Origin of the sequence: Pseudomonas sp. Irchel 3H3 (genome assembly GCF_900187635.1) — a bacterium.
GTDB lineage: Bacteria > Pseudomonadota > Gammaproteobacteria > Pseudomonadales > Pseudomonadaceae > Aquipseudomonas.
Genome location: NZ_FYEC01000020.1, coordinates 64,136 through 87,423, shown reverse-complemented (window position 1 = coordinate 87,423; position 23,288 = coordinate 64,136). Strand labels below are relative to the sequence as shown.

Here is a 23,288-nt window from a genome sequence, read left to right as displayed (position 1 = left end):
ATAGTTAGACTAAAAAATTATTAATTAATCTTTATATATTCTATAAAAACATATACCGCAGCATTGCTCCTACCCTGCTGCTGGAGCAGCAACAGGCACGCACCGACCTGTTGGTGCATCAGCAACACGCCGGCGCCCGAACCTTGCGCCAAACCGCGAAGGCCTTGCCCAGCAAGGGCTGCAGAGCATTTCTCCGACAGTGGCATGCTATCTGCTCTGTCCCTCCAGACATCCGGCCAGCAACCGCCAGGCGCTGTTGCTGGCGCGGTCATTCAGGGGGAAATTCAATGAAACGTTTATGGCGCAACAGCCTGGTCGCCTTGACCGGATTACTACTCACCGCCACGGCCTTGGCCGAACAGGCGCCGGCTTCGGTGAAAATCGCCATCGTCGCGTTCACCCAGGGTGGCAAGCCGGTGTTCGGTGGCATCGCCGGGCGAGTCATCGAGGACGGCTGGCTTGAGCAGCAACTGAGCCAACGCGGGATCAAGCTGGAGTGGATCGCCCTGCCCCACGCCGGCGCCGGCCCGCAGATCAACGAAGGCTTCAGCAACAACAGCATCGACTTCGCCGTGCGCGGTGACCTGCCCTCGGTGATCGCCGGTGCGGGCGGCGTGCCGGGCAAATTGATCGTGCCCGGCGGCAGCGGCAACAACATCTACCTGGTGGTGCCGGCCAACTCGCCCGCCAAGAGCATCGAGGACCTCAAGGGCAAGCGCCTGGCCCTGCATCGTGGCCGTCCGTGGGAGTTCGCCTTCAGCAACTTCCTCGCCAGCCAGGACCTCAAGCTCAACGACTTCAAGATCGCCAACCTCAACCCGCAAGTCGGCGCGGCCGCAGTCTCCGCCGGCAAAGTGGATGCAGCGGTCCTGCTCAGCGAAGCCTATGCCCTGGAAGACAAGGGCGTCGGCAGGATTCTCTGGTCGAGCAAACAAGGCGCCAACGACTGGCGGCTGATCTCCGACCTCTGGGGCACCGAACTGTTCGTGCAGCAGCACCCGGACCTCACCCAACTGCTCGCCACCGCCTGGGTCAAGGCCGCCTGGTGGATCTCCCAGACCCAGAACCAGGACGCCTACTACCAGCTCTCGTCCCGCGCCGGCACTGCTGAAAGCGTGTTGCGCCGCGACGACCAGGACGACCCGGTGGCCTGGAAAGAGCGCTGGGCGCCGAAAAGTGACCAGCAACTCAAAGCCCACTACCAGGCCCTCACCGCCTACGCCCTGGCCAACCAGCTGATTCGCGACAACTACGACATCAGCTCATCGCTGGCCACCGGCTTCACCAACCAGGCGCTGATCGACCTGCAACTCACCGACTACTGGCCAGCGCTGCGCGGCCAGGTCACCCGTAATCCTTGAACCTTCGATAAGGACATCCCGATGAAACTCAGCCACCGCTTCACCTTCGGCCTCAGCGTCCTGGCGCTGTCCATGAGCGCCCTCGCCGCTGGCACCCATGCGCCCAAGCCCGATCCACTGCAAGGCGACGGCCGCGTCTCGGCGTTCTACACCTGGCAGGAAGTGATCCCGGCCACGCCCGGCAAGTTGCTGCGCAGCGAGCCGCTGGAAAAAACCCTGAGCCTGCCCAATGCCGCCAGCGCCCAGCGCATTCTCTACAGCTCCACCGACGGCATCGACAACAAGACCCCGATCGTGGTCTCCGGCACCCTGTTCCTGCCCAAGGGCAAGGCCCCGGCCGGTGGTTGGCCGGTGGCCAGTTGGGGCCACGGCACCGTGGGCATCGCCGATGTCTGCGCGCCGTCCTGGCAGGGCCGTTCCTACCGCGATGTGCAATACCTGAGCCGCTGGCTGGATGAGGGCTACGCGATTGTCGCCACCGACTATCAGGGCCTCGGCGTGCCCGGCGGGCATCCGCTGCTGAACAACCGCATGGCCGCCTACGGCATTCTCGACGCCGCCAAAGCGGTGGTCGCCGGCGTGCCGGGGCTGGCCAACAAGGTGTTGATCGTCGGCCAATCCCAGGGTGGCGCCGGGGCCTTTGCCTCGGCCGCCTATGCGCCGACCTACGCCCCGGACCTGGGGGTCAAGGGCAGCATCGGCACTGGGGTGATCTATACCGTCGGCGCAAAAAACGTCGGCGAACAGGACCTCAACAAAGTCGATGCATCCCTGGCCTACGGCTTCTACACCCTGCTGGCGGCCCAGCAATACGACCCGAGCATCAACCCCAAGGATTTCTACACCGACAAGGCCCTGCCGCTGTTCGAACAAGCGCGCACCAGTTGCCTGGCGTCCCTGGTCAGCGACGTGGTCGGCGTCGGCCTGACCCCGGCCAATGCGAAGAAGGACTACCAGGGCGATCAACTCGCCGCCTGGCAAAAACAGGTGTCCTACCCGACCTTGAAACTGGCCCAGCCGATCTTCATTGGTACCGGCGCAGAGGACAAGACCCCGGCAGCCGCGACCCAGGTGGCCCTGATGCAGGACGCCTGCAAGACCGGCTCGGTAGTCGAGGGCCATCTGTACAAGGGCCTGGGCCACAGCGAAACAGTCAACGCGTCGCTCAAGGACTCGGTGCCCTTCGCCCACAAGGTGATCAACGACCAGCCTGTCACCCCGATCTGCAACCCCAGCGTGCAGTAAGCCGGAGCCTTCGTCATGAGCATTGAATTCTTCACCCGCCTGCCCCTGCATGGCGAAACCCAATACCTCCCCGGCGACCCGCGCAACCGTGGCGACTGGCACCGCGGCGGTCCGAGCACCGGTGCCGTGTCGGCGTTCAGCGTCGGTGATCACTTCACCTACATCGACTACCTCGGGCAGATCGCCAAGGCCGCCGAGATCAACGGCTTTGGCGGCGCACTGATGGTCAACGCACCGTCCGGCGAAGAGCCATGGACAGTCTGCTCGCTGCTGGCCCGCGAGACCCGTACGCTGAAATTCGTCACCGCGTTCCAGCCCTATCACTACACGCCCTGGGTCGCGGTGCAGCAGGCCGCGACCTACCAGCGCGCCACCGGCAATCGCCTGGTGTGGAACATCATCAATGGCGGCTCGGATGCGATCCAGCGCCAGGTCGGCGACTTCAGCGATCACGATGAGCGTTATGCACGGGCCATCGAGTTCATGGACGTGGTCAAGGGCTATTGGCACAACGAAAACTTCCACTACGACGGGCGCTTCTACAAGGCCGAGGGTGGTGGCCTGCGCGGGCCTTTGAAGAAAGCCGAACTGCCGCTGATCTGCACCGCCGGCTCGTCGATTGCCGCGCGGGAATTTGCCGCCAAACACGCGGACTTCTACCTGATGCGGGCCGAGCATCCGGATCAAATCGCCGCGCTGATCGCCGACATTCGCCAGCGCGCACTGCAGTACGGGCGCAGCGACATTCGCTTCGGCTTGTCGATCGACGTGATCACCCGCGAAACCGAGGAACTGGCGCGCACCGAGGCCAAGCGCTTCTTCGACGAAGGCCTGGCCAAGGGTGCGGTCAAGGCCGTGGCCGCCCATGCCGGGCTGCGCACCGCGCGCAAGCTGAGCTATGAAAGTGACTTCGCAGAGAAAGCCCAGACCCAGGACTTCGAGGACTTCTTCATTCACCCCAACGTCTGGACCGGCTTTGGCTACATCGGCATCCCGCCGGGCTGCGCGCTGGTCGGCAGCTACGAAAACGTGGTGGCGCGGATCCGCGAGTACCACGCGCTGGGCATCGACCTGTTCTTCCTCGCCGGCTACCCGCACCTGGAAGAAGCCTATCGCCTGGGCGAGCACATCCTGCCGCACTTTCGCAACGAACGCGCCACCCTGAGCCGCACGCCCGAACCACTGCTGCAACTGCGCTCGGCCAACGGCCCGGCGGGAGCCTGAGGCCATGGACAACGATCATGCATGGCTCAGCCGCCGCGACTTTCTCGGCCACAGCGCCCTGCTCGGCGGCGGTCTGCTGCTGGGCGGTGGCCTGCTGAGCGGCTGCGGCCCGGACAGTCAACCTGCCGCCACAACCACCGCCAGTAACCAACCGCGCTATGGCGGTCGCCTGCGCCTGGGCATTCTCGACGGCAACCAGAGCGGCAACCTCGACGCCCATAAACCCATCGGCAGCGGCATCGTTCGTGGCTTTGCCCTGTACAGCAAGTTGTGGGAGTGGGACGAACAGATGCAACCACGCCTGGCCCTGGCCGAGTTCGCCGAACCGAATGCCGACGCCAGCAGCTGGACCCTGCGCCTGCGCCCGGGCCTGGAGTTCCACCACGGCAAGACCATCGATGCCGACGACCTGATCTTCTCCATCCGCCGCCTCACCGATCCGCAGCTGGCGTCGCCCTACGCCGCGCTGCTGCACTGGGTCGACCGCGACAACCTGGTCAAGCTCGACCAGCGCACCGTGCGCCTGAATTTTCGTGAGGGCCGCAGCTACATGCCGTTGGCCGAAACCTGGGTCAACTTCGGCGGCATCGTGCCCGTGGACTATCACCCGGTCAGCAACCCGGTGGGCGCCGGCCCCTACAAACTGAAAAGCTTCACCCCCGGCCAGCGCTCGTTGTTCACCCGCTTCGAGAACTACTACAAGGAGGGCAAGCCCTACGCCGACGAACTGGAGATCATCGACTTCAAGGACCAGGTCTCACGCCTGGCGGCCCTGCGTTCCGGGCAGATCGACATGGCCAACGTGATGCCCACCGAACAGTTGCAAGTGCTGCAGCGCGACCCGCGACTCAGGGTGCTGAAATCGGTGACCGGCAACTGGTTGTCGTTCGACATGAACCTCGACAAGCCGCCGTTCAACGACCCCAGGGTGCGCGAGGCGTTTCGCCTGCTGGCCGATCGCGAAGAACTGGTGCGCCGCGCCCTCAACGGACAGGGCCGGGTGGCCAACGACCTGTACGCGCCGAGCGATCCGACCTTCAACCACAGCCTCGGCCCGCGCCCCTACGACCCGCAACGCGCGGCGCAATTGCTCAAGGAAGCCGGCCATGAACACCTGGAACTGGAACTGGTGACCACCCCGGGACCGGGGCTGACCTCGGCACTGGTGCTGGCCGAACAGGCCAAGCGCATAGGCGTCACCTTGAAGGTCAGGCAGGTCGACCTGGCCACCTTCCAGGGGCCCCAGCGCAGCGACTGGACCCTGAGCACCGGCGGCAGCATCGGCGCGCCGTTCCTGGCCAGCGCGATCCACACCGACGCGCCCTTTGCCGTGGCGAACAAGACCCACTTCAACGACCCGCAGTTCAGCGCGCTGTTCCTGCAGGCCATGGCCCAGCCCGACCTGGAGAAGCGCAAGGCCCTGGTGCACCAGGTCCAGCAGATCCAGTACGAGCGTGGCGGCATGCTGATCTGGGGTTATGCCGACCTGCTCGACAGCGTCTCGACCCGGGTCGGTGGCGCCACGCCGGAAGAGTCTCTGTTCAGCACCTGGCGCTTTGAACGGCTGTGGTTGAACGACACGGCCTGACCCCCAGTGTAGGAGCCGGCTTGCCGGCGATGGAATTGATGCGGTGTGGCTGATGGCCTCATCGCTAGCAAGCTAGCTAGCTAGCTCCCACAGGGTTCTGCAGCCACCACAGAATTTGTGACCAACACGAAACCTGTGGGAGCCAGCCTGCTGGCGATGGCGGTAGTTCAGTCACCACAGGTTTTTCCCTATTCCCGATTACCTTTCGAGGCCCATGCCCTATGCCCTCTATCGCCTTTCGTTTGCCCTTGAAACCCTCCGCACTGGCCGTGGCGGTGGTGTCCGCATTGGCCCTGCCAGCGTTCGCCGCCGACACCCAACTGCAAACCGTCACCGTGCAGGCCAGCGCCAGTGACCCCGAGGACGATGCCCTGCCCACCCGGCCGTCGACCTCGGTGTACGGTGGCACCGAAACCAAAATTATCGACACCCCGCGCTCGGTCACCCAGATCAACCCCGAGCAATTGGCCAACGACCCGATCCGCAGCGCCGACGACCTGGTCAAGTACGCCCCGGGCATCACCCGCGGTGGCGGGCAGAACGCCGGGATCGCCCCGCAGTTCCGGGCCCAGGGCTCCGAGGTTTTCCAGGATGGCCAGCGCGCCTACGGCGTGCGTCACCCAGCCAACTTCAACGCCTACGAAGGTGCCGACATCGTTGCCGGGCCCTCCTCGGTGACCTACGGCTCGGTGTCCGGCAGCGGGGGCTACGTCAATTACCTGAGCAAGAAACCCAACTTCAACGAATTCAAGACCCGCCTCAGTGGTGAACTGGGCAGTTGGGTGCCGGACGGCGAGTCCCGCGACTCAAGCAAGTTCAGCGTCGACAACACCGGCCCCCTCGCCGACAACCTGGCCTACCGGCTGAGTATCACCAAACAGCGCCAGGAAGATTTCTACGACAACGTCGAGAACAATTTCGACGCCTTCTATGGCGCCCTCGCCTGGCGCAACGACAACGTGCGGGTGGACTGGAACGCCAGCTACGACGACTACTACGACTACAACATCACCCACGGCTGGAACCGCGCCAACCAGGCCCTGGTGGAGCACGGCAAGTACTCTGCCGGCCGGGCGACGCCGATCATCCAGAACGGCAGCAACCTGTGGTCGCCGGTGCTGGCGTCCGGCGCGGCCGATGCGCCGACCCTCGGCTGGGTCAAGCGCCAGCGCAACGCCCAAGGGCAGTACAACGTGGTCGACGGCAGCTTCCAGGCCGCCTCGCCCAACACCCAGGCCAACCCCGGCAGCCTGCGCGGCTGGGTCTATGACCCGAACCTGGCGGGCAACGGCCGCCAGTCGCTGTCGTCGCAGACCGGTCAACGCGACGAAGACCAAAGCAGCTCGCGACGCTTCACCACCCAGTTGCATGTCGAGGCCGACCTGTCGCCGACCGTGACCCTGGCCAACAGCAGCTTCTATCAGCGCTCGCGGGACAATACCGATGCCGTCGGCGCGTTCCAGGTGCAATCCAAGGACAACCTGTTCGACAACCGCTTCGAGTTACGCTCGCGCAACGAGCTCAGCCTCGGTGGCTGGACCCTCAGCGACGAGAGCAACAGCGGGCTGATCTACCGCCGCGAGTTCAACCAGTCGATCGCCGCCAACAACAGCTTCGGCTCGACCATCAACGCCTACGACCTGACCCAGGACCCCTCCGGGAAAAACCCCGGCGACCTGCTCGGCCTGGACAACCGCAACCCCGCCGGCGGCAACGCCGCGTGGATCGGCCAGCCGGGGGTAGCGCAGTTCTCCAACTACTACGGCTGGCTCAACCTGCCGCCGATGTACCCGGCCGGGCATGGCCTGTACGCAGAATCGGTGGCGCCCTACACCGCCGAAAGCACCTGGACCACCCAGACCCTGTTCAGCCAGCACAACCTGCGCTTGGGCGACCGCGTGGGCTTGAACATCGGTGCCAGCCGTAGCTGGATCGACGCCGAGATCGACAACCCCTTCGTCCTCGCCGGCGGCAACTCGCGCAAGGACAGCGACAACTACCGGCTGTTCTCGTTCCAGGTCAGCCCCTACGTCAAGCCCACTGAAAACAGCACCCTGTACTACACCTTCGACCGCTCGCTGGCAGTCAACACCGGGTTCTTCTCCAACGGCCTGGGCTGGGGCAGTGGCACCGGGGCCAACCAGCTCAATCCGCTGGCGTTCGAAAGCCTCAGCGTGCTGCATGAAGTGGGGCTGAAAGTCGAGGCCGTGCCCGACCAACTGTTCGTGACCCTGGCGGCCTTCAAGCAGGAACGTGACCAGTCCCCCGACAGCAACAACAACATCGCGCGACTGGTGATCAAGGGCGTCGAGTCGACCCTGCGCTACCAGCCGGACGATCACCTGCGCAGCGCCTTGAACCTGACCAAGCTCACCGCCTACAACGAGTTCACCACCCAGACCGGCTTCGCCTCGGCTGGTTTCGTGGCCGACAACGGCACCGTATTCGGCGACAACAACAGCCTCAACCAGCGGCCGTCCGGGCGTTTCGATGCGGTGCAGATTCCCGAGTACACCGCCAGCGGCTATCTCGACTACCGCTTCGATTCCGGCTTCGGCGCCGAACTGTCCGGCTGGTGGACCAGCAGTTGGTACCTGAACCTGAGCAAGACCGTAAAGATCCCCGACGAATACAACCTCGACCTCGCGGTGTATTACCGCCAGCCGCAATGGAGCACCACGCTACGGGTGCTCAACCTCACCGACGAGTTGAATTTCGTCAGTGGCCTGGCCGGCTCCACCAACACCTTCCTGCAACCGATGCCTGGCCGCACCCTGCTGGCCCAGGTCGACTACCAGTTCTGACCTCACCTTGGAGTAACCCTATGTCCATTGAATTTGTCGGCATGATTTTCCCCCGCCAGTGGTCCGAGACCCGCGGCGTGCGCAGTGCCGATTTCGACCTGGAATTCATCCGCCATCACGCCCGCGCCCACGAACACGCGGGGTTTGACCGGGTACTGATCGCCAGCGGACCCGGCAGCGCCGACAGCCTGCAGATCGCCGCCTACGCTGCCGCCCACACTGAGCGCCTGGGGTTCATGATCGCCCACCGCCCCGCCCTGAGCGCCCCCACGGTGGCGGCGCGCGCGTTTGCCACCCTCGACCACACCACCGGTGGCGGGCGCATCCGCCTGCACGCGATCACCGGCATCACCGCCGAGCCCCAGGAAGGCGACACCCTGCTGGACAAGACCGCGCGCTACCGGCGCACCGATGAATACCTGGAGATTGTCCGACGCACCTGGACCTCGGACGAACCCTTCGACTTCGTTGGCGAGTACTTCAACATCCAGGGTGCGTTCTCGCCGGTCAAACCGCTGCAACAGCCACACATTCCGATCTCCTTTGGCGGCTCTTCCGATATCGCCTACCAGATCGCGGTCAAGCATGCGGACTTGTACGCCTTGTGGGGTGAGCCGCTGAGTGGCGTGGCCGAGCAGATTGCCAAATTGAAGGCCGCGGCCCGGGTGGCGGGTGTGACGGCGCCGCGGGTGAGCCTGTCGGTGCGCCTGATTCTCGGCGCCACCGAAGCGCTGGCCTGGCAACGGGCCGAGCAGATCCTGGCGCAGATCAAGGCCAACCCACAGTTCGCCGCCGGCAGCCCCTGGCAAAAGCGCCTCAAGGGCACCGGCTCCGAACGCCTGCTGGCCGCCGCCGCCCTGGGCGACCGCCACGACCGCGCCCTGTGGATGCCCACCGCCACCGCCGTCGGCGCCTACGGCGACACCACCGCCCTGGTCGGCACCCCGGAAACCGTGGCCCAGGCCCTGCTCGACTACGTCGACCTGGGCGTCACCACCTTCCTCAACCGCGGCTACGACCCGCTCTACGACACCGTCGACTACGGCCGCTGGATCATCCCCGCCGTCCGCGAAGCTGCCGCCCGCCGCAATCCAGCAGCGAACAGCGCATAACCCAAGCCCCCCCCGTAGAAATTGCGCCAACCTTTGTGGGAGCGAGCGCCCGCTTGCGGCCTGCTCGCGAAAAGCCGGAGGGCGCCGCTGGGCATCAGATTGTACGCGTCATCGTTGACGACCATCGCGGGCAAGCCCGCTCCCACAGTACTTTGCAGTGTGCAGATCCCGCATGCACCCACAGAACCTGTAGGAGCGAGCCTGCTCGCGAAAAGCCTGAGGGCGCCGCTGGGTGTCAGACTGCACGCGTCATCGTTGACGACCATCGCGGGCAAGCCCGCTCCCACAGTACTTTGCAGTGCTTGCAGATCCCGCACGCACCCACAGAACCCGTAGGAGCTTGCCCGCGATGGGGGCGGAACATTCAGCATCGATGGCGCCTGACACACCGCCATCGCGGGCAAGCCCGCTCCCACCGTTATTTGCGGTGCTTGCAAATCCTGCATGCACCCACTGAACCTGTGGGAGCGGGCTTGCCCGCGAAAAGCCTGAGGGCGCTGCTGGCTAGCAGACTGTACGCGTCATCGTTGACGACCATCGCGGGCAGACGGAGCGCCGCCCGACGCTCTCCCACCAAAAAGAGCGGGTAGTCAGTTCAGCTGGATTTTTTTAGTTTCTTCAAACGCAGCGTTGCCCGTTGCACCGCCGCCATCTTTTCCGGGCGCTTCATGCGTTTCCATTGGCGGATGTCGTCCTTGGTCCGGCCGCAGCTGACACACAGTTCGCCGCTCAACTGGCAGACGGCGATGCACGGGTTCTCGATGTCCTTGGCCATGGTTCAACCCCGCAGCGCTTCGCAGGCGAACTGCACGTGAGTCGCGATCTGCTGGAACGCCACCTCGGCCTCACGCAAGGCCACTGCCGTCAGCTCGAGCATGCGCTCACCCTCACCGCGGGCCAGTGCCCGATCCAGCTGGGCCTGCGTCTCGAACACCCAGGTCACCCGCAGGCTGGCGGGGAACCGTTGATAATCGACCTCGTGGGTCAACCAGCAGAAGCCGACAATCTCGGCCTTGGCCGTTTCGCAAGCCTCGGTCAGGGTAGCGATCAGGCGGCGCTCGATGTGCGCCTGTTCGCGTTTACTCAGTGCCATGGGGGTTCCTTGAATGACGGGCGGCTAAAGCGCCCATCATACGTGACCGGCGCCCACTCAGCGGCCGCTGGTGACTTTGGTCCACAGGCGGGTGGCCTGGCGCATGACCTTGGGTGGCATCGCCTTGAGCGCAAACAGGGTACTCATGACCTCGGGCGACGGATAGACCGCCGGATCGTTACGCAGCGCCGGGTCGAGAAACGGCGTCGACGCGCTGTTGCCGTTCGGGTAGTGGATCGCATTGCTGATGTCGGCGATCACCTTGGGCTCCATCAGGTAGTTCATATAGGCATAGCCGTTCGCCTGGTTGGGGGCGTTGCGCGGCATGACCACCATGTCGACGGCCAGGGTCGAGCCTTCCCTGGGAATCGAGTACCCCAGTTCGACGCCGTTTTTCGCATCACGGGCGATCGAAGTGGCCTGGGCAATGTCGCCGCTGAAGCCGATGGCCACACAGATGTTGCCGTTGGCCAGATCGCTGACGTACTTCGATTGATGGAAGTACTGCACGTAGGGCTTGACCTTGAGCAAGGCGGCTTCGGCCTTGAGGTAGTCGGCCGGATCCTGGCTGTCGTGCTTGAGCCCCAGATAATTGAGGGTGATGGGCAACATCTGCGTCGAGTTATCGAGGAAGGCCACGCCGCACTGCTTGAGCTTTTCGATATTCTGCGGCTCGAGCAGCAGGCTCCAGCTCTGGGTGACCTCGGTGCTACCGAAGATTTCCTTGATCTTCTGCACGTTGTAGCCGATGCCCACGGTCACCCACATGTAGGGGAAGCCGTACGCGTTGCCAGGGTCATTGACCTCGATCATCTTCAGCAGTTGCGGGTCGAGGTTCTTCCAGTTCGGCAACTGCTCCTTGTCGAGTTTCTGCAGGGCACCCGACTTGATCAACTGCGCCAGGAAGTGGTTCGACGGGCTGACCACGTCGTAACCGCTGCTGCCGGTGATCAGCTTGGCCTCGAGCATCTCGTTGCTGTCGATCAGGTCGTAGGTGGTCTGGACCCCAGTCTGCTGGGTGAAGTTGCTCAGGGTGTCGCTGGCGATGTAGCTGCTCCAGTTGGAGATCCGCACGGTTTCAGCGGCCATGGCCGCCCCGCTGGAGGCGACGCAAAGGGCAAGCAGGCAGTGTCTAAAAGTGTTCATTATTATTGTTCCCGGCTAGAAAACCACGTTGGCGGTTGGGGTGGATCAAGACTCTGATTGGGCACGGCAGGCTTCGTAACGCAGGCGCACCGAGGCGCCAACGGCGAAAAACGGTGCCGGCGGCAGCCAGCCGGGCTCGGCCTGGCTGAGGACTTTTTCCAGCAACGGCGACTGGCTGTCCGAGGCCATCTCGGCCAGCAAACGCCCCCACAAGGTGCCGCGCGCCACTCCGGAACCGTTGCATCCGGCCACCGTATGAAGGCCCCGTTCCAGGCGGGCAAAACGCGGCTCACCGGAGCGGGTGGCGCTCAAGTGCCCGGTCCAGCTGTGTTGCAAATGCGCCTCGGTGATCCACGGGAAACGCCGTTGCAGCCCCCGCAAGTGGCTGTTGCGCCGTACTCCCAGCGCGGCGCCATCGAGATCGCGCCGACGCAGTTCCACAGTGTTGCGAATCAACAGCCGCCGATCCGGCGTCAGGCGCACGGTCGCACCGGCCGGCCGGGTCGACAGCACACCCCAGGGCTGGGGACTGCCCATTTGGGCGAATTCGTCATCGCTCAGCGGATGCGTCAGGCTGGCGCTCAGCTCAAGGGGGAACACCGCCCGCTCGCGGACCCCGACCCGAGGCAGGAAGGGCCCGACGCAGACCAGTACCTGCGGCGCCTCGACACTGCCCAGGGCCGATGTGGCGCGCAGGTTGCCGTTGGCCTGCCGAGCAAGACCGCTGATCTCGGTGGACTCATACAGGGTCACCGACTCTGGCAAGGCATCGCGCAAACCCTTGGCGTACTTCGCCGGCTGCAACAACGCGTTGCCGCCGCGACACCAGATCCCTGCCTGATAGAAGTCGGTGCCCAGTTGTTGGCTCAGGGCCTTGCCCATTAACAGCTGCGCATCGGCCCCACTGTTGCGCAGGGTCTGGACCCGCAACTCGGCGTCTTCAAGCTTGGCGGGATCGTGCACGGCAAAAAAATAACCCTGTTCACGCCAATCGCAATCGATGCCCAGGCTGCTGATGCGCTGACGCACTTCTGCACTGGCGGCACGGCTGATCTCGGTGCTGGCCTGGTAATAGGCGTTGCCCGAGCGACCGAGCAGGTCGGCACCCGAGGGGTTTTCATGGGCCACCACAAAACCCGAGTTTCGCGCGCTGGCACCCTGCGCCGCACGCTGGCGATCGACGAGCACGATACGTGCATGGGGGTGCATGTGCGCCAACGTGTGGGCAGCCGAGAGCCCGGTGAACCCGCCACCGATGATCAGCCAATCGGCCTTTTGCGCACCGTGCAAGGGCGGTTGCGCTACCGACGGCGGCGTCTGCGCGATCCAGCCACATATGTTTTCAGTCATTTACCCACCTCACACCGCACAAATCTGTTGATGGCTTTTGTCATGAGCAATTAGCATGCTTGGACGCTGTTCACTCGATCGCCTTATCCAGAATTTATGGGGATATTGATGGCTAATCCAACGCTATTAATGCATTCAAGCATTCATATTTCGCATGGATAGAATATTCCGCGCGCCCTCATTGCAAGCGCTGCAAGCCTTTGTCGAAGTAGCCGCTGCCAGCAACTTCACCCAGGCCGCAGAGCGCCTGTGCCTGACCCAGAGCGCGGTCAGCCGCAAGGTCCAGCAACTGGAAAGCCATTACGGGGCGACGTTATTGGTGCGCAGCAGCCGTAGCGTGACGCTGACCGCCGAAGGCAAGGAAGTGCTGGCCAGTGCCCAACGGGTAATCGATGAGTTGCAAGCCCTGGAGAGTCGCCTGCCCCCCAGGGACGCGGCCTTTCGTATCCGCATCCATGTGTCGCTGGCGGTGCGCTGGTTGCTGCCACGGTTGACCGATTTCTATGCGCGCCATCCCGACCTGACGCTGGCGATCGAGACTGTCGCCACTGAGCGCGTCGACCCCACGGGAGATTGCGATGCGTGCATCCTCTACCTGCCAAGCGTGCCGGATGACCAGGCGCACCACCTGTTGTTCGAAGAGTTGCTGGTGCCGGTCTGCGCCCCTGGCTCGGTCGCCGGCAAAGCACCGCCGGCCAACCTCGCCGAACTGGGCAACTACCCGCTGATCCACGGCTCCACCGGCCAGCTGGAATGGACCCGCTGGCTGCACGCGCAACAACAGGCGCCGGCCAGGGACTGCAAGCACATCACCTTCAACCTCGACGAACTGGCCCTCGATGCAGCCACACGCGGCCTGGGCATTGCCATGACCGACCAGACCCTGGCACAGGAGCTGATCGACCGCGGTGACCTGATCATCCCCTTCGGCCCGGCCCTGAAAACCGCCGGTGCCTATAGCTTGTGGCTGCAGCCATCGAGTGCCCGGCACCCGGCACGCCAGGTGATCGTGGACTGGTTTTTCCGCCAGTCGGCGTAGGCCAAACGCAAAAAAGCCCAGCACTAAGCTGGGCTTTTTCACATCGATTGAAAACCTGCGCGCCCCTCAAGCGGGCTGAAGGGCGCCCAAGGTCTTACAGCGCCATGTCGGCCGCTGGGTTGCTCGGCACAGGCTTGGCCGGGGCTGCCGGGGTTGCAGCCGGCGCCAGGGCCGGGTTGATCGCCGGCGGCGGATCCAGTTGCAGGACCTCGCTGGTGTAAGCCCATTCCTGGGCTACACGGGCTGGATCATCGTTGAGCTTGGTACCGTAGCTCGGCACGATCTGGTGCAGTTTTTCCTGCCAGGCCGGGGTCGCTACCTTGTCCTTGAAGACCTTCTCCAGCACGCTGAGCATGATCGGTGCTGCGGTCGAAGCGCCTGGCGATGCGCCCAGCAAACCGGCGATGCTGCCGTCTTGCGAAGCCACGATCTCGGTGCCCAACTTCAGCACGCCGCCCTTCTCTTCGTCACGCTTGATGATCTGCACGCGCTGACCGGCCTGCCACAGACGCCAGTCTTCAGCCTTGGCGTTCGGGAAGTATTCCTTCAGGGCGTTCATGCGGTCGGCGTCCGACAGCATCAACTGACCGGCCAGGTATTCAACCAGTGGGTACTGCTCGATGCCCACCTTGGTCATTGGCCAGAAGTTGTGGGTGGTGGTGCTGGTCAGCAGGTCGAAGTACGAGCCTTCCTTGAGGAACTTGGTGGAGAAGGTCGCGAATGGGCCAAACAGGATCACGCGCTTGCCATCCAGCACGCGGGTATCCAGGTGCGGAACCGACATCGGCGGTGCGCCAACCGACGCCTTGCCGTAGGCCTTGGCCAGGTGTTGCTGGGCAATGGTCGGGTTCTCGGTGACCAGGAACGAACCACCCACCGGGAAACCGGCATATTCCTTGGCTTCCGGGATACCGGACTTCTGCAGCAGGTGCAGGGCACCGCCGCCAGCGCCGATGAACACGAACTTGGCGTCGGTCTGGGTTTCGCTACCGTCTTTCAGGTTCTTGTAGGACACACGCCAGGTGCCGTCCTCGTTGCGCGCGATGTCTTCGACTTCGCTCGACACTTTCAGCGAGAAGTTCGGCTTGGTCTGCAGATAACCGGCGAACTGGCGGGTGATCTCGCCGAAGTTGACGTCGGTGCCCAGGGGCGACCAGGTGGCGGCGATCTTCTGGTTCGGATCACGGCCTTCCATCATCAGCGGGACCCATTGCTTGATCTGGGCCGGGTCTTCGGAGTACTGCATGCCAGCGAACAGCGGGCTGGCCTGCAGGGCTTCGTAGCGCTTCTTGAGGAACTTGATGTTGTCGTCGCCCCACACAAAGCTCATGTGCGGCGTGGAGTTGATGAACGAACGAGGATCTTTCAGGACGCCGTTCTTGACCTGCCAGGCCCAGAACTGACGGGAAATCTGGAAGGCTTCATTGATTTCAATGGCCTTGGGGATTTCGACCTTGCCGTTCTTGTCTTCCGGCGTGTAGTTCAGTTCAGCCAGGGCGGAGTGGCCGGTACCGGCGTTGTTCCAGCCGTTGGAGCTTTCCAGGGCGACGCCGTCGAGACGCTCGACCATCTCCATCGACAGGCCAGGCTCAAGTTCGTTGAGCCAGACACCCAGGGTGGAACTCATGATGCCGCCACCGATCAGCAGCACATCGACTTTTTTGGTTTCAGCTGCATGCACAGGCATCAGGGCCATCGACATGGCCAGGCCAAGTAGCCCCTTGTTCATTTTTTTTAACATTCGGTAATACCTAGGATAGAACGCCATTCACCCCGTTCACGATCATGAGGCGCCCTGGCTGGCAACATGCACTGGCGCATGCCGACGAACCCCGCACTCAGGAAGATCGGTGGGTGAACATATAAGGCCGACAAACACTGTCGACTTCACGTTTAGGCCCCTCCCGTGCTGACTTTCTTGTAAGTCATTGGCTTCAGCTACATGGGTGACACTAATTTCGGATACAACTTCAAGCGCAGTGATTAAACAGAGTAGACCCGCTTGCTCAAATACGCCCGTCAACCGCTTCGCGGCACTCACACCCAACGCCTGAAGACGCCGGATGCCCATGATCCCCGAGGCCGCGAGCCTCCGTGCCGCGGCATTCTACCTCAGGTGCGGCGCTCAACGAACCCGCAAAACCGCTTGATTAGCGCCTGCAGCGGCCATTGGCAAAAACCGTTTAAATTGGCCCCTTACTGCGCCGTGCCATTACGCGGCTTGTAGAACAGAAACTTACCGGTCTCGGCGGTCTTGATGTACGTGCGCGACCAGTCGGGTTTCACATTGCGATCATGGAAATACAAGGCGCCCAGGGTGCGGTCCTTGAGTTGCTGGTTGAGGGCCTTGCGCGCGATCTCCTTGGCCTCGGTGTACTCGCCCTCATCCCGGACCTGATCCGAGCGCCCGTCGCACCACCAGGAAAACTGGCAGGCGCGGGTCTCGACGCCCTGCTTGACCACGCCACACACGGTGTCGGGAAAACCTTCATGGCCCAGGCGGTTCATCACCACGCAGGCCACCGCTTCCATGTCGGCCGTGGAGATACCTTTAGCCTCCCAGTAGATCGTCCGCGACAAGCAGGTGATGGCATCATCCAGCGGCGCCTTGCCTACCGGATCGACCACCTGCACCTCGCTGGGGGTGATGGCCTGGGTCTTGGGCACCGGAGCCGTCCCGGCCTTGTCGACGACTTTCTGCTCGAGGACCTCGGCCTTGTCCTCGACCACCGCGGCCGGTTTTTGCGCCGTTTGTGCCGCGACTGCCTGGCTACCCAGGAGCGCGAATAGCAAACCACTGACCATCCAGATGCAACGCATGAGCGCACCCTGCTGATAGATTGGCGACGGGCCCAAACAGTCGACACAGCGGCCGATTGACAGGCTTAAGCGTAGCTGCGAAGTAAAAACCCGTTGCGCGACCCGGGGCAAGATCGCGCATCATGTGCCCAGTCAGTTCAAGGGAGACTTCCATGCGCGTCCTGTCATCCATTTTGCGTCTTGCCACGTTGTCGCTGGCAATCGGCTTTGCCAGCAGCGCGGCGGCCACCGAGGAAAGCCAACTGGTGGAGTCGATCAACACCTATCGCAGCCAGATCCAGCGCTGCGCGGGCCAGGCCGCCGGCGAATTGCCTGCGCTGGCGGCCGACCCGCGACTGATCCTCTCTCCCGACAGTAATCTGGGCGACCTGCAACAGGCCATGGCCCGCGCGGCGTACCCGATGGTCAACGTGCAGGCGATCACCCTCAAGGGCCCAGTCAATGCCCAGGCGGCGATGAAAGCGGTGCAGGAAAGTTTTTGCCAGGTGGTGCTCGACCCGCAGTTCGTCGATATCGGGGTCAGCCGCGCTGGCCCGACATGGCGCATCGTCCTGGCGCGGCCGCTATTGAGTGGACGCCTGGGGGATTGGCAAACCGAAGGCCAGAAGCTCCTGGAGTTGATCAACAGCGCCCGCGCCCAACCGCGCCAGTGCGGCACCCAGGCGTTCAGCGCCACCGCGCCCCTGGCCTGGAACGCCACGCTCGCCACTGCCGCCCAGGATCACAGCCGGTCGATGGCCAACAACAATTTCTTCGATCACAAGGACCGCGACGGCCGCACCCCCGGCGACCGCGCGGAACTGGCCGGCTACAGCGGCCAACTGGTGGGCGAGAACATCGCCGCCGGCCAGGACACCCCGCGCAAAGTGCTCGACGGCTGGCTGTCCAGCCCCGGGCACTGCGCCAACCTGATGAACCCGCAATTCAGCGAGCTGGGCGCGGCCTATGCGGTGGACCCGAAAAGTGACGCCGGCATCTACTGGACCAGCCTGTTCGGCACGCCATAAACCACGTTCCTTAACGCCGGTCATCCGACAATGGCGTCGGCTCGTCAGGTGGTGGTACCTGGGGGTTGGCGCCGGGCGCATCCGGGTCCATCGGACGCTCGACATCATTGCCCTGGTCCTGGCGATCGGGATCGCCATTGACGTTGGGGTCAGTCACCGGATCGTGTTGCCGGGCCGGATCCGGTGGATCACTGGGGCTGGGTTCATTCGGGGTAAACATCGACATCATCGTGCACCTCATGCAAGACGCCTGAGGGGCGCCAGGCCCCGCCAGGCGTTTGGTTCAAGGGGTAATCAGTCATTGGGCAGCGGCATATCCTTGTCACTGGGAATGCCATCGCCCTCGCTGGGTTCGTTCCAGTCCTCAGGCCGTTTGCGAGGTACCACATCCGGACGCGCCAGCGGATCGGACAACCGAGGATCGTCCTCCGGTGCCGGGTCGGCAGTGGAAGGATCATCGTCCAGGGGTTCGTCCTGGAAACTCGAGTCAGTAGACATAGTCACCTCACCGATTGAGGTCCAGAAAGCCTGGGCCGTACTCGTTGGAAGGCGGCCATGCGCCGGGGTGCGGGCGAGATGACGAACGGTTTGCGGCTGCCGGGCCAGGCGGCAAATCCCGACTAGGCTGAGTCAGGCCTGTACCTCATCCCACGACTCAAGGAGACTCCCATGGCATTGCGCATCAACGACCTCGTCCCCGACTTCAGCGCCGACACGGACCAGGGCCCGATCCAGTTCCATGACTGGATCGGCTCGGGCTGGGCGATTCTATTTTCTCATCCCAAGGATTTCACCCCGGTATGCACCACCGAATTCGGCGCGGTGGCGCAACTGGCCGCCGAATGGGCCAAGCGTGGTACCCAGGTGATCGGCGTGTCCGTGGACAGTGCCGACTCGCACACCCAGTGGAAGACCGACATCGAAGGCTTCTGCCGCGCCAGGGCCGACTTCCCGATCATTGCCGACGAGGGCCTGGCTGTCTCCAAGGCGTTCGACATGCTGCCCGCCGAAGCCTACCTGCCCGATGGCCGGACGGCCGCCGACACCGCCACGGTGCGTTCGGTATTCATCATCGGCCCGGACAAGAAACTCAAGTTGTCGATGACCTACCCGATGTCCGTCGGGCGTAACTTTGCCGAGGTGCTGCGCGCCCTGGATGCCTTGCAGTTGACCTACAACGTACCGCTGGCGACTCCGGCCAATTGGCAGGCGGGACAGGATGTAATCGTCGCCCTGGCGCTCAACGATGAGCAGGCCCGGGACAAGTACGGCAGCCTGGACATCCACCTGCCGTATCTGCGCACCACCGCGGCGCCGAAGTAAACGCAAACGACAGCCGCCCGGCCGTAACGACGGCACGGGCGCTTGCCTTACACCAGGCGTTCGATCTTCTGATGGCGCCACACCAGCCGGTAGTAGGCAGTCTGCAGTGCCAGCATGCTCAGGTAGGCCACTGGAAAGGCCATCCACACCCCAGGCAGACCGAAACGTGCATTGAGCAGGTAGGCCACCGGCAACTCGACACCGAGGATGCAAAACAGCGAGATCGCCACCGGCACCAGCACCGTACCGCTGGCCCGCATTATCCCACCGATCACCGACTGGAAGCCGAACACCAGCATGCTCCAGAGCATGATGTGCAGCAGATGCTGGGCCTGCGCCTGGGTCGCCGGTTCCGTGATGAACAACCCCAGCAGCCAGTGCGACAACAGGTAGCCCAGCAGCACCAGGCCGCCAGTCAACCAGACGTTGATCAACAGGCCCGTGCGCAGGATCGGGCCAATGCGCTCGACGCGTCCGGCACCAATGGCCTGGGCCCCGAGGATCGAGGCGGTGATGGCGATCGACAGCGCGGGAAACTGCACGTAGTTGACGATCTGCGTGACCGCGCCGTACGCCGCCGTGGCCTGGGAGCCGTGCTGGTTGACCAGCGCCAGGATCACCAGTTCGGACAGTGAAATCACCACCATCTGCAGCCCCGTGGGCAAGCCGATCCGCAGCACCTTGGCCAGGATCACCCGGTCCAGGCGCATCGCGGCCAGCAACGCACGATCCGGGGCCAGCACATGAGCCTTGCGGTTCAAGTGCCAGACCAACCACAGCATCGCCGCCAGGTTACCCGCCAGCCCGGCCCACGCCGCACTCTGAATCCCCATCTCGGGCAAGCCGAACCAGCCGCGAATCAACGCCGGCGTCAGCAACAGGCCAATGCAGGTCGACACCACCAGCGCCAACAGCGGCGACAGCGTATCGCTGACCCCGCGCAACAACTGGGTGAACAGCACAAACACCAACAGCAGCGGCATGGTCCACATCATCACCCGGGCGTAGGCGACCGCATCCTCCAGCACGTCCGCCGGGGTGCCCAAGCCCTGCAATGCCTGCCGGGCGAACACACTGCCGAGCAGCGCCGCGACCAGGCCGATCAGCGCTCCCAGCAGCAGCGTGGTGCCGGCGATGGCCTTGACCATCGCCGGCTCACGCGCGCCCCAGGCCTGCCCAATCAACACCCCGGCGCCAGCGCCCAGGCCGATCACCAGGGCAATGAAGAAAAACACGATGGGGAACATCCCGGACACCGCCGCCAGCGCCTGGGTACCGAGCATCTGACCGATGTAAATACTGTTGACCGTGCCCGACATCGACTGCAGGAAATTCGACAGCACCATCGGGGCGAGGAACAACAGGTAGGTTTTCCAGAGGGGGCGCGGCGAAACCGGGTTGTGCATGGAGGATCCATCTCGGACAGGCAAGAGAATGTGCTCGCCGCAGTCTACGCCAAATCGCTTCTACCGGGCCTGGTGGAGGGAAGCGACATGACAATAGTTATAGCGGTACCGCAATCCTATTCCTCGCACTCTGTGGCTAAGACAGCCCGCACTTTTTGGCCACTCTGTTCATGCAGGCAGTGCGCATCAACGTTGACGACCATCGCGAGCAAGCCGCAAGCGGGCGCCCGCTCCACAGTGTCCGGTATATGCAGGGACCTGTGGGAGCTGGCTTGCCAGCGATAATCGCAAGGACGGCGCGGTGCATCAGGCAGTGCGCGTCATCGTTGACGACCATCGCGAGCAGGCTCGCTCCCACAGGATTTACGGCGTGCCCATAGATTGCAGCAATCCGGGATGGCCCCATCGCGAGCAGGCCGCAAGCGGGCGCCCGCTCCACAGTGTCCGGTATATGCAGGGACCTGTGGGAGCTGGCTTGCCAGCGATGATCGCAAGGACGGCGCGGTGCATCAGGCAGTGTGCGGCATCGTTGACGACCATCGCGAGCAGGCTCGCTCCCACAGGATTTACGGCGTGCCCATAGATTGCAGCAATCCGGGATGGCCCCATCGCGAGCAGGCCGCAAGCGGGCGCCCGCTCCACAGTGTCCGGTATATGCAGGGACCTGTGGGAGCTGGCTTGCCAGCGATAATCGCAAGGACGACGCGGTGCATCAGGCAGTGCGCGTCAACGTTGACGACCATCGCGAGCAGGCTCGCTCCCACAGGATTTGCGGCGTGTCCATAGATTGTGGCAACCCGCGGACGGCGCCTTGGGCAACTCCAGGATGGTGGTGACCGCTCCCACAGGGGAGATTCATACACCAGGGAAAAGCAGGTCGGTAGGCCGCCTCGCCCGCCCTTGCCACTCAACAGGTCGAGCGTTAGCTCGCCTGCAGCTCTTGATCTTGATCCACCTGCCCCATCGGCAGGCTGAGCGAAGGTATGCATCCGGATTTTGGTTACCACCATGGAGGCCTTGAGCGAGTAGCGCAGTGCTGGATGGGCCCGGTGCCGGGTTATTTCAGGTCCAGGCAATAGGTGTAGTAGCCCGGGTCGCGGACGTAGCCCAGCGACTCGTAGAGGCGCTGCGCGATATGGTTGTCCGTGGCAGTTTCCAGGACCAAACTCTTGGCCCCGGTGGCCACGGCGAACTCCCGGGCGGCGTTCATCAACAAGCTCCCTACTCCGCGCCCGCGGGCCTGGGAGGCGGTGAACAGGTCGCTGAGCAGCCAGGTGCGATGGGCATCGATCGAGGAAAAACTGGGGTACAACTGCACGAAACCCAGCGCCTGGCCGGACGCATCCTGCACATAGAAGATCACCGACTCGTCGCGGGCCAGGCGCTCGGCGAGGAACTGCCGCGATTGAGGCAGGTTCGCTGGCTGGCCGTAGAAACCTCGGTAGGCATCGAACAGGTCGGCAACTTGATCCACACGGGAAGCATCGGCGCGCAGCAGTTCAAGGGTCATGGGCAACTCGGATCAGGTCAGGGCTCGATCCTGAAGTCTAGCCAAGCCCGCCAGCCACGCACGGGCTTTTCTGAGCGCCAGGCCCCGCGATCAAACAATCGGGGCAAACCCGGCCGGGGTGTCCGGCCAGGGGCTCAGCACCTCGAAGCCATCGGCGGTCACCGCCACCATGTGCTCCCACTGTGCCGAAAGTGAGTGATCCTTGGTCACCACCGTCCAACGATCGCCCAGGGTGCGGGTGTGGGGTTTGCCGGCGTTGAGCATCGGCTCGATGGTGAAGATCATCCCCGGCTTGAGGACCAGGCCCTGGCCGGGATGGCCGTAGTGCAGCACCTGCGGCTCGTCGTGATAGACCTTGCCGATGCCGTGGCCGCAGTACTCGCGCACCACGCTGTAGCCCTCGCGGTGGGCCACGGTCTGGATCGCATGACCGATGTCGCCCAGAGTCGAGCCCGGGCGCACGGTGCGGATCCCCGCACACATGGCTTCATAGGTGGTCTCGACCAGGCGCCGGGCGTCCGCGCTGGGTTCGCCGACGAAGTACATGCGGCTGGTGTCGCCGTACCAGCCGTCCTTGACCACCGCGATGTCGATGTTGAGGATGTCGCCGTCCTGCAGGGCCTTGCCCGAGGGAATGCCATGGCAGACCACCTGGTTGACCGAGGTGCATACGGTTTTCGGGAAGCCGTGATAACCGACGTTGCCGGGAATGGCTTGCTGCACGTTGACGATGTAGTCGTGGCAGATTTTATCCAGTTGGTCGGTGGTGACACCCGCCTTGACGTGCGGGGTGATCATCGCCAGCACTTCGGCGGCGAGCATCCCGGCCGTACGCGACTGGGCGATCTGCGCCGGGGTATTGAGCGGGACTTTCGCACTCATCGCGAGGTCCCCCCGACCGCCCGCACTGCCGGGCTCAAGGCCTGGTCCGCCGGTGCGCACAGTTGGTTCAAGTCGAGGCCACCGGCCTGTTCGGCACGAATCAGCAAACGGCAGATATCGCTGTGGTCGAGGTTGGGATGCAACTCACTCAACATGCCAATACGCATCCAGTGCTCGGCTTGGGCGTTGATCGAGCGACTGAGCGCATCACTGGCGACACGCAGGTTCTCATGCATGCCTTCGGAAATTTTTACGATACCCATGGCGTCACTCAATATGAAATGTATACGTTTCGTATATTAAGCCAATCCAGGGCGCGATCGCAATTGGCGGGTTGCACCGGTGGGTGAAGGCGGCCTTCCCTTGGCGTGACACGCC

21 protein-coding genes are annotated in these 23,288 nt (G+C 63.6%); 9 read left to right on the top strand and 12 right to left on the bottom strand.

Annotation, left to right across the window (positions count from 1 at the left end):
• The first annotated feature begins 287 nt into the window (after window positions 1-287).
• The 6 genes from CKW24_RS20170 (at window position 288) to CKW24_RS20145 (ending at window position 9,334) form a co-directional block, all read left to right on the top strand.
• Entirely contained in the window at window positions 288-1,361 is a 1,074-nt protein-coding gene (locus CKW24_RS20170) for an ABC transporter substrate-binding protein (RefSeq protein ID WP_095169923.1), read from the top strand.
• Between the two features lie 21 nt (window positions 1,362-1,382).
• On the top strand, window positions 1,383-2,606 hold the full coding sequence (locus tag CKW24_RS20165; protein WP_095169922.1) for a lipase family protein: 1,224 nt from the start codon (window positions 1,383-1,385) through the stop codon (window positions 2,604-2,606).
• A gap of 15 nt (window positions 2,607-2,621) precedes the next feature.
• On the top strand, window positions 2,622-3,830 hold the full coding sequence (locus tag CKW24_RS20160; RefSeq protein ID WP_095169921.1) for an LLM class flavin-dependent oxidoreductase: 1,209 nt from the start codon (window positions 2,622-2,624) through the stop codon (window positions 3,828-3,830).
• 4 nt (window positions 3,831-3,834) lie between these two features.
• On the top strand, window positions 3,835-5,418 hold the full coding sequence (locus CKW24_RS20155) for an ABC transporter substrate-binding protein (RefSeq protein WP_095169920.1): 1,584 nt from the start codon (window positions 3,835-3,837) through the stop codon (window positions 5,416-5,418).
• 221 nt (window positions 5,419-5,639) lie between these two features.
• The gene (locus tag CKW24_RS20150) at window positions 5,640-8,222 is read left to right on the top strand and encodes a TonB-dependent siderophore receptor (protein ID WP_095169919.1); all 2,583 of its coding nucleotides are present in this window, start codon (window positions 5,640-5,642) and stop codon (window positions 8,220-8,222) included.
• Between the two features lie 20 nt (window positions 8,223-8,242).
• Window positions 8,243-9,334, top strand: coding sequence for an LLM class flavin-dependent oxidoreductase (locus CKW24_RS20145; protein WP_095169918.1), 1,092 nt, complete (start codon window positions 8,243-8,245; stop codon window positions 9,332-9,334).
• Window positions 9,335-9,929: 595 nt separating this feature from the next.
• Here CKW24_RS20145 and CKW24_RS20135 read toward each other — a convergent pair.
• From CKW24_RS20135 to CKW24_RS20120, 4 genes are read right to left on the bottom strand one after another with little or no spacing between them, the layout of a single operon-like run.
• A complete protein-coding gene (locus tag CKW24_RS20135; RefSeq protein WP_095169917.1) occupies window positions 9,930-10,109 on the bottom strand; it encodes a DUF1289 domain-containing protein in 180 nt (59 codons plus the stop codon).
• Between the two features lie 3 nt (window positions 10,110-10,112).
• Window positions 10,113-10,427, bottom strand: a complete 315-nt coding sequence (locus CKW24_RS20130; RefSeq protein WP_095169916.1) for a hypothetical protein — start codon at window positions 10,425-10,427, stop codon at window positions 10,113-10,115.
• 57 nt (window positions 10,428-10,484) lie between these two features.
• A complete protein-coding gene (locus CKW24_RS20125) occupies window positions 10,485-11,573 on the bottom strand; it encodes a polyamine ABC transporter substrate-binding protein (protein ID WP_095169915.1) in 1,089 nt (362 codons plus the stop codon).
• 45 nt (window positions 11,574-11,618) lie between these two features.
• Window positions 11,619-12,923 (bottom strand): FAD-binding oxidoreductase, encoded by a 1,305-nt coding sequence (locus CKW24_RS20120; RefSeq protein ID WP_095169914.1) that lies wholly within the window; start codon window positions 12,921-12,923, stop codon window positions 11,619-11,621.
• A 154-nt stretch (window positions 12,924-13,077) separates the two neighbouring features.
• Between CKW24_RS20120 and CKW24_RS20115 the strand changes: the two genes are divergently transcribed.
• Entirely contained in the window at window positions 13,078-13,962 is an 885-nt protein-coding gene (locus tag CKW24_RS20115) for a LysR substrate-binding domain-containing protein (RefSeq protein ID WP_095169913.1), read from the top strand.
• A gap of 94 nt (window positions 13,963-14,056) precedes the next feature.
• Here CKW24_RS20115 and mqo read toward each other — a convergent pair whose 3' ends face one another.
• Both mqo and CKW24_RS20105 read right to left on the bottom strand, forming a co-directional pair.
• Window positions 14,057-15,703, bottom strand: a complete 1,647-nt coding sequence (gene mqo, locus CKW24_RS20110; protein ID WP_095169912.1) for a malate dehydrogenase (quinone) — start codon at window positions 15,701-15,703, stop codon at window positions 14,057-14,059.
• Window positions 15,704-16,158: 455 nt separating this feature from the next.
• Window positions 16,159-16,782, bottom strand: coding sequence for a cell wall hydrolase (locus CKW24_RS20105; RefSeq protein WP_095169911.1), 624 nt, complete (start codon window positions 16,780-16,782; stop codon window positions 16,159-16,161).
• A 152-nt stretch (window positions 16,783-16,934) separates the two neighbouring features.
• Between CKW24_RS20105 and CKW24_RS20100 the strand changes: the two genes are divergently transcribed.
• On the top strand, window positions 16,935-17,789 hold the full coding sequence (locus CKW24_RS20100; RefSeq protein ID WP_095169910.1) for a CAP domain-containing protein: 855 nt from the start codon (window positions 16,935-16,937) through the stop codon (window positions 17,787-17,789).
• Between the two features lie 10 nt (window positions 17,790-17,799).
• Here the strand turns inward: CKW24_RS20100 and CKW24_RS20095 are convergent, their stop codons facing one another.
• Window positions 17,800-18,015 carry a hypothetical protein gene (locus CKW24_RS20095; protein ID WP_256585514.1) on the bottom strand — a complete coding sequence of 72 codons (216 nt, stop codon included), beginning with the start codon at window positions 18,013-18,015 and terminating at the stop codon, window positions 17,800-17,802.
• A gap of 68 nt (window positions 18,016-18,083) precedes the next feature.
• Window positions 18,084-18,287, bottom strand: coding sequence for a hypothetical protein (locus tag CKW24_RS20090; RefSeq protein ID WP_095169908.1), 204 nt, complete (start codon window positions 18,285-18,287; stop codon window positions 18,084-18,086).
• Between the two features lie 171 nt (window positions 18,288-18,458).
• Here CKW24_RS20090 and CKW24_RS20085 point away from each other — a divergent pair, with 171 nt between their 5' ends.
• The gene (locus CKW24_RS20085) at window positions 18,459-19,112 is read left to right on the top strand and encodes a peroxiredoxin (RefSeq protein ID WP_095169907.1); all 654 of its coding nucleotides are present in this window, start codon (window positions 18,459-18,461) and stop codon (window positions 19,110-19,112) included.
• A 47-nt stretch (window positions 19,113-19,159) separates the two neighbouring features.
• Here the strand turns inward: CKW24_RS20085 and CKW24_RS20080 are convergent, their stop codons facing one another.
• The 4 genes from CKW24_RS20080 to CKW24_RS20060 form a co-directional block, all read right to left on the bottom strand.
• Window positions 19,160-20,518, bottom strand: a complete 1,359-nt coding sequence (locus CKW24_RS20080; protein WP_095169906.1) for an MATE family efflux transporter — start codon at window positions 20,516-20,518, stop codon at window positions 19,160-19,162.
• A 1,057-nt stretch (window positions 20,519-21,575) separates the two neighbouring features.
• The gene (locus CKW24_RS20070; RefSeq protein WP_095169905.1) at window positions 21,576-22,028 is read right to left on the bottom strand and encodes an N-acetyltransferase; all 453 of its coding nucleotides are present in this window, start codon (window positions 22,026-22,028) and stop codon (window positions 21,576-21,578) included.
• A 90-nt stretch (window positions 22,029-22,118) separates the two neighbouring features.
• Entirely contained in the window at window positions 22,119-22,910 is a 792-nt protein-coding gene (gene map / locus CKW24_RS20065; protein WP_095169904.1) for a type I methionyl aminopeptidase, read from the bottom strand.
• Window positions 22,907-23,173, bottom strand: coding sequence for a ParD-like family protein (locus tag CKW24_RS20060; protein ID WP_095169903.1), 267 nt, complete (start codon window positions 23,171-23,173; stop codon window positions 22,907-22,909). The genes map and CKW24_RS20060 overlap by 4 nt, the downstream gene beginning before the upstream one ends.
• Window positions 23,174-23,288 lie beyond the last annotated feature (115 nt).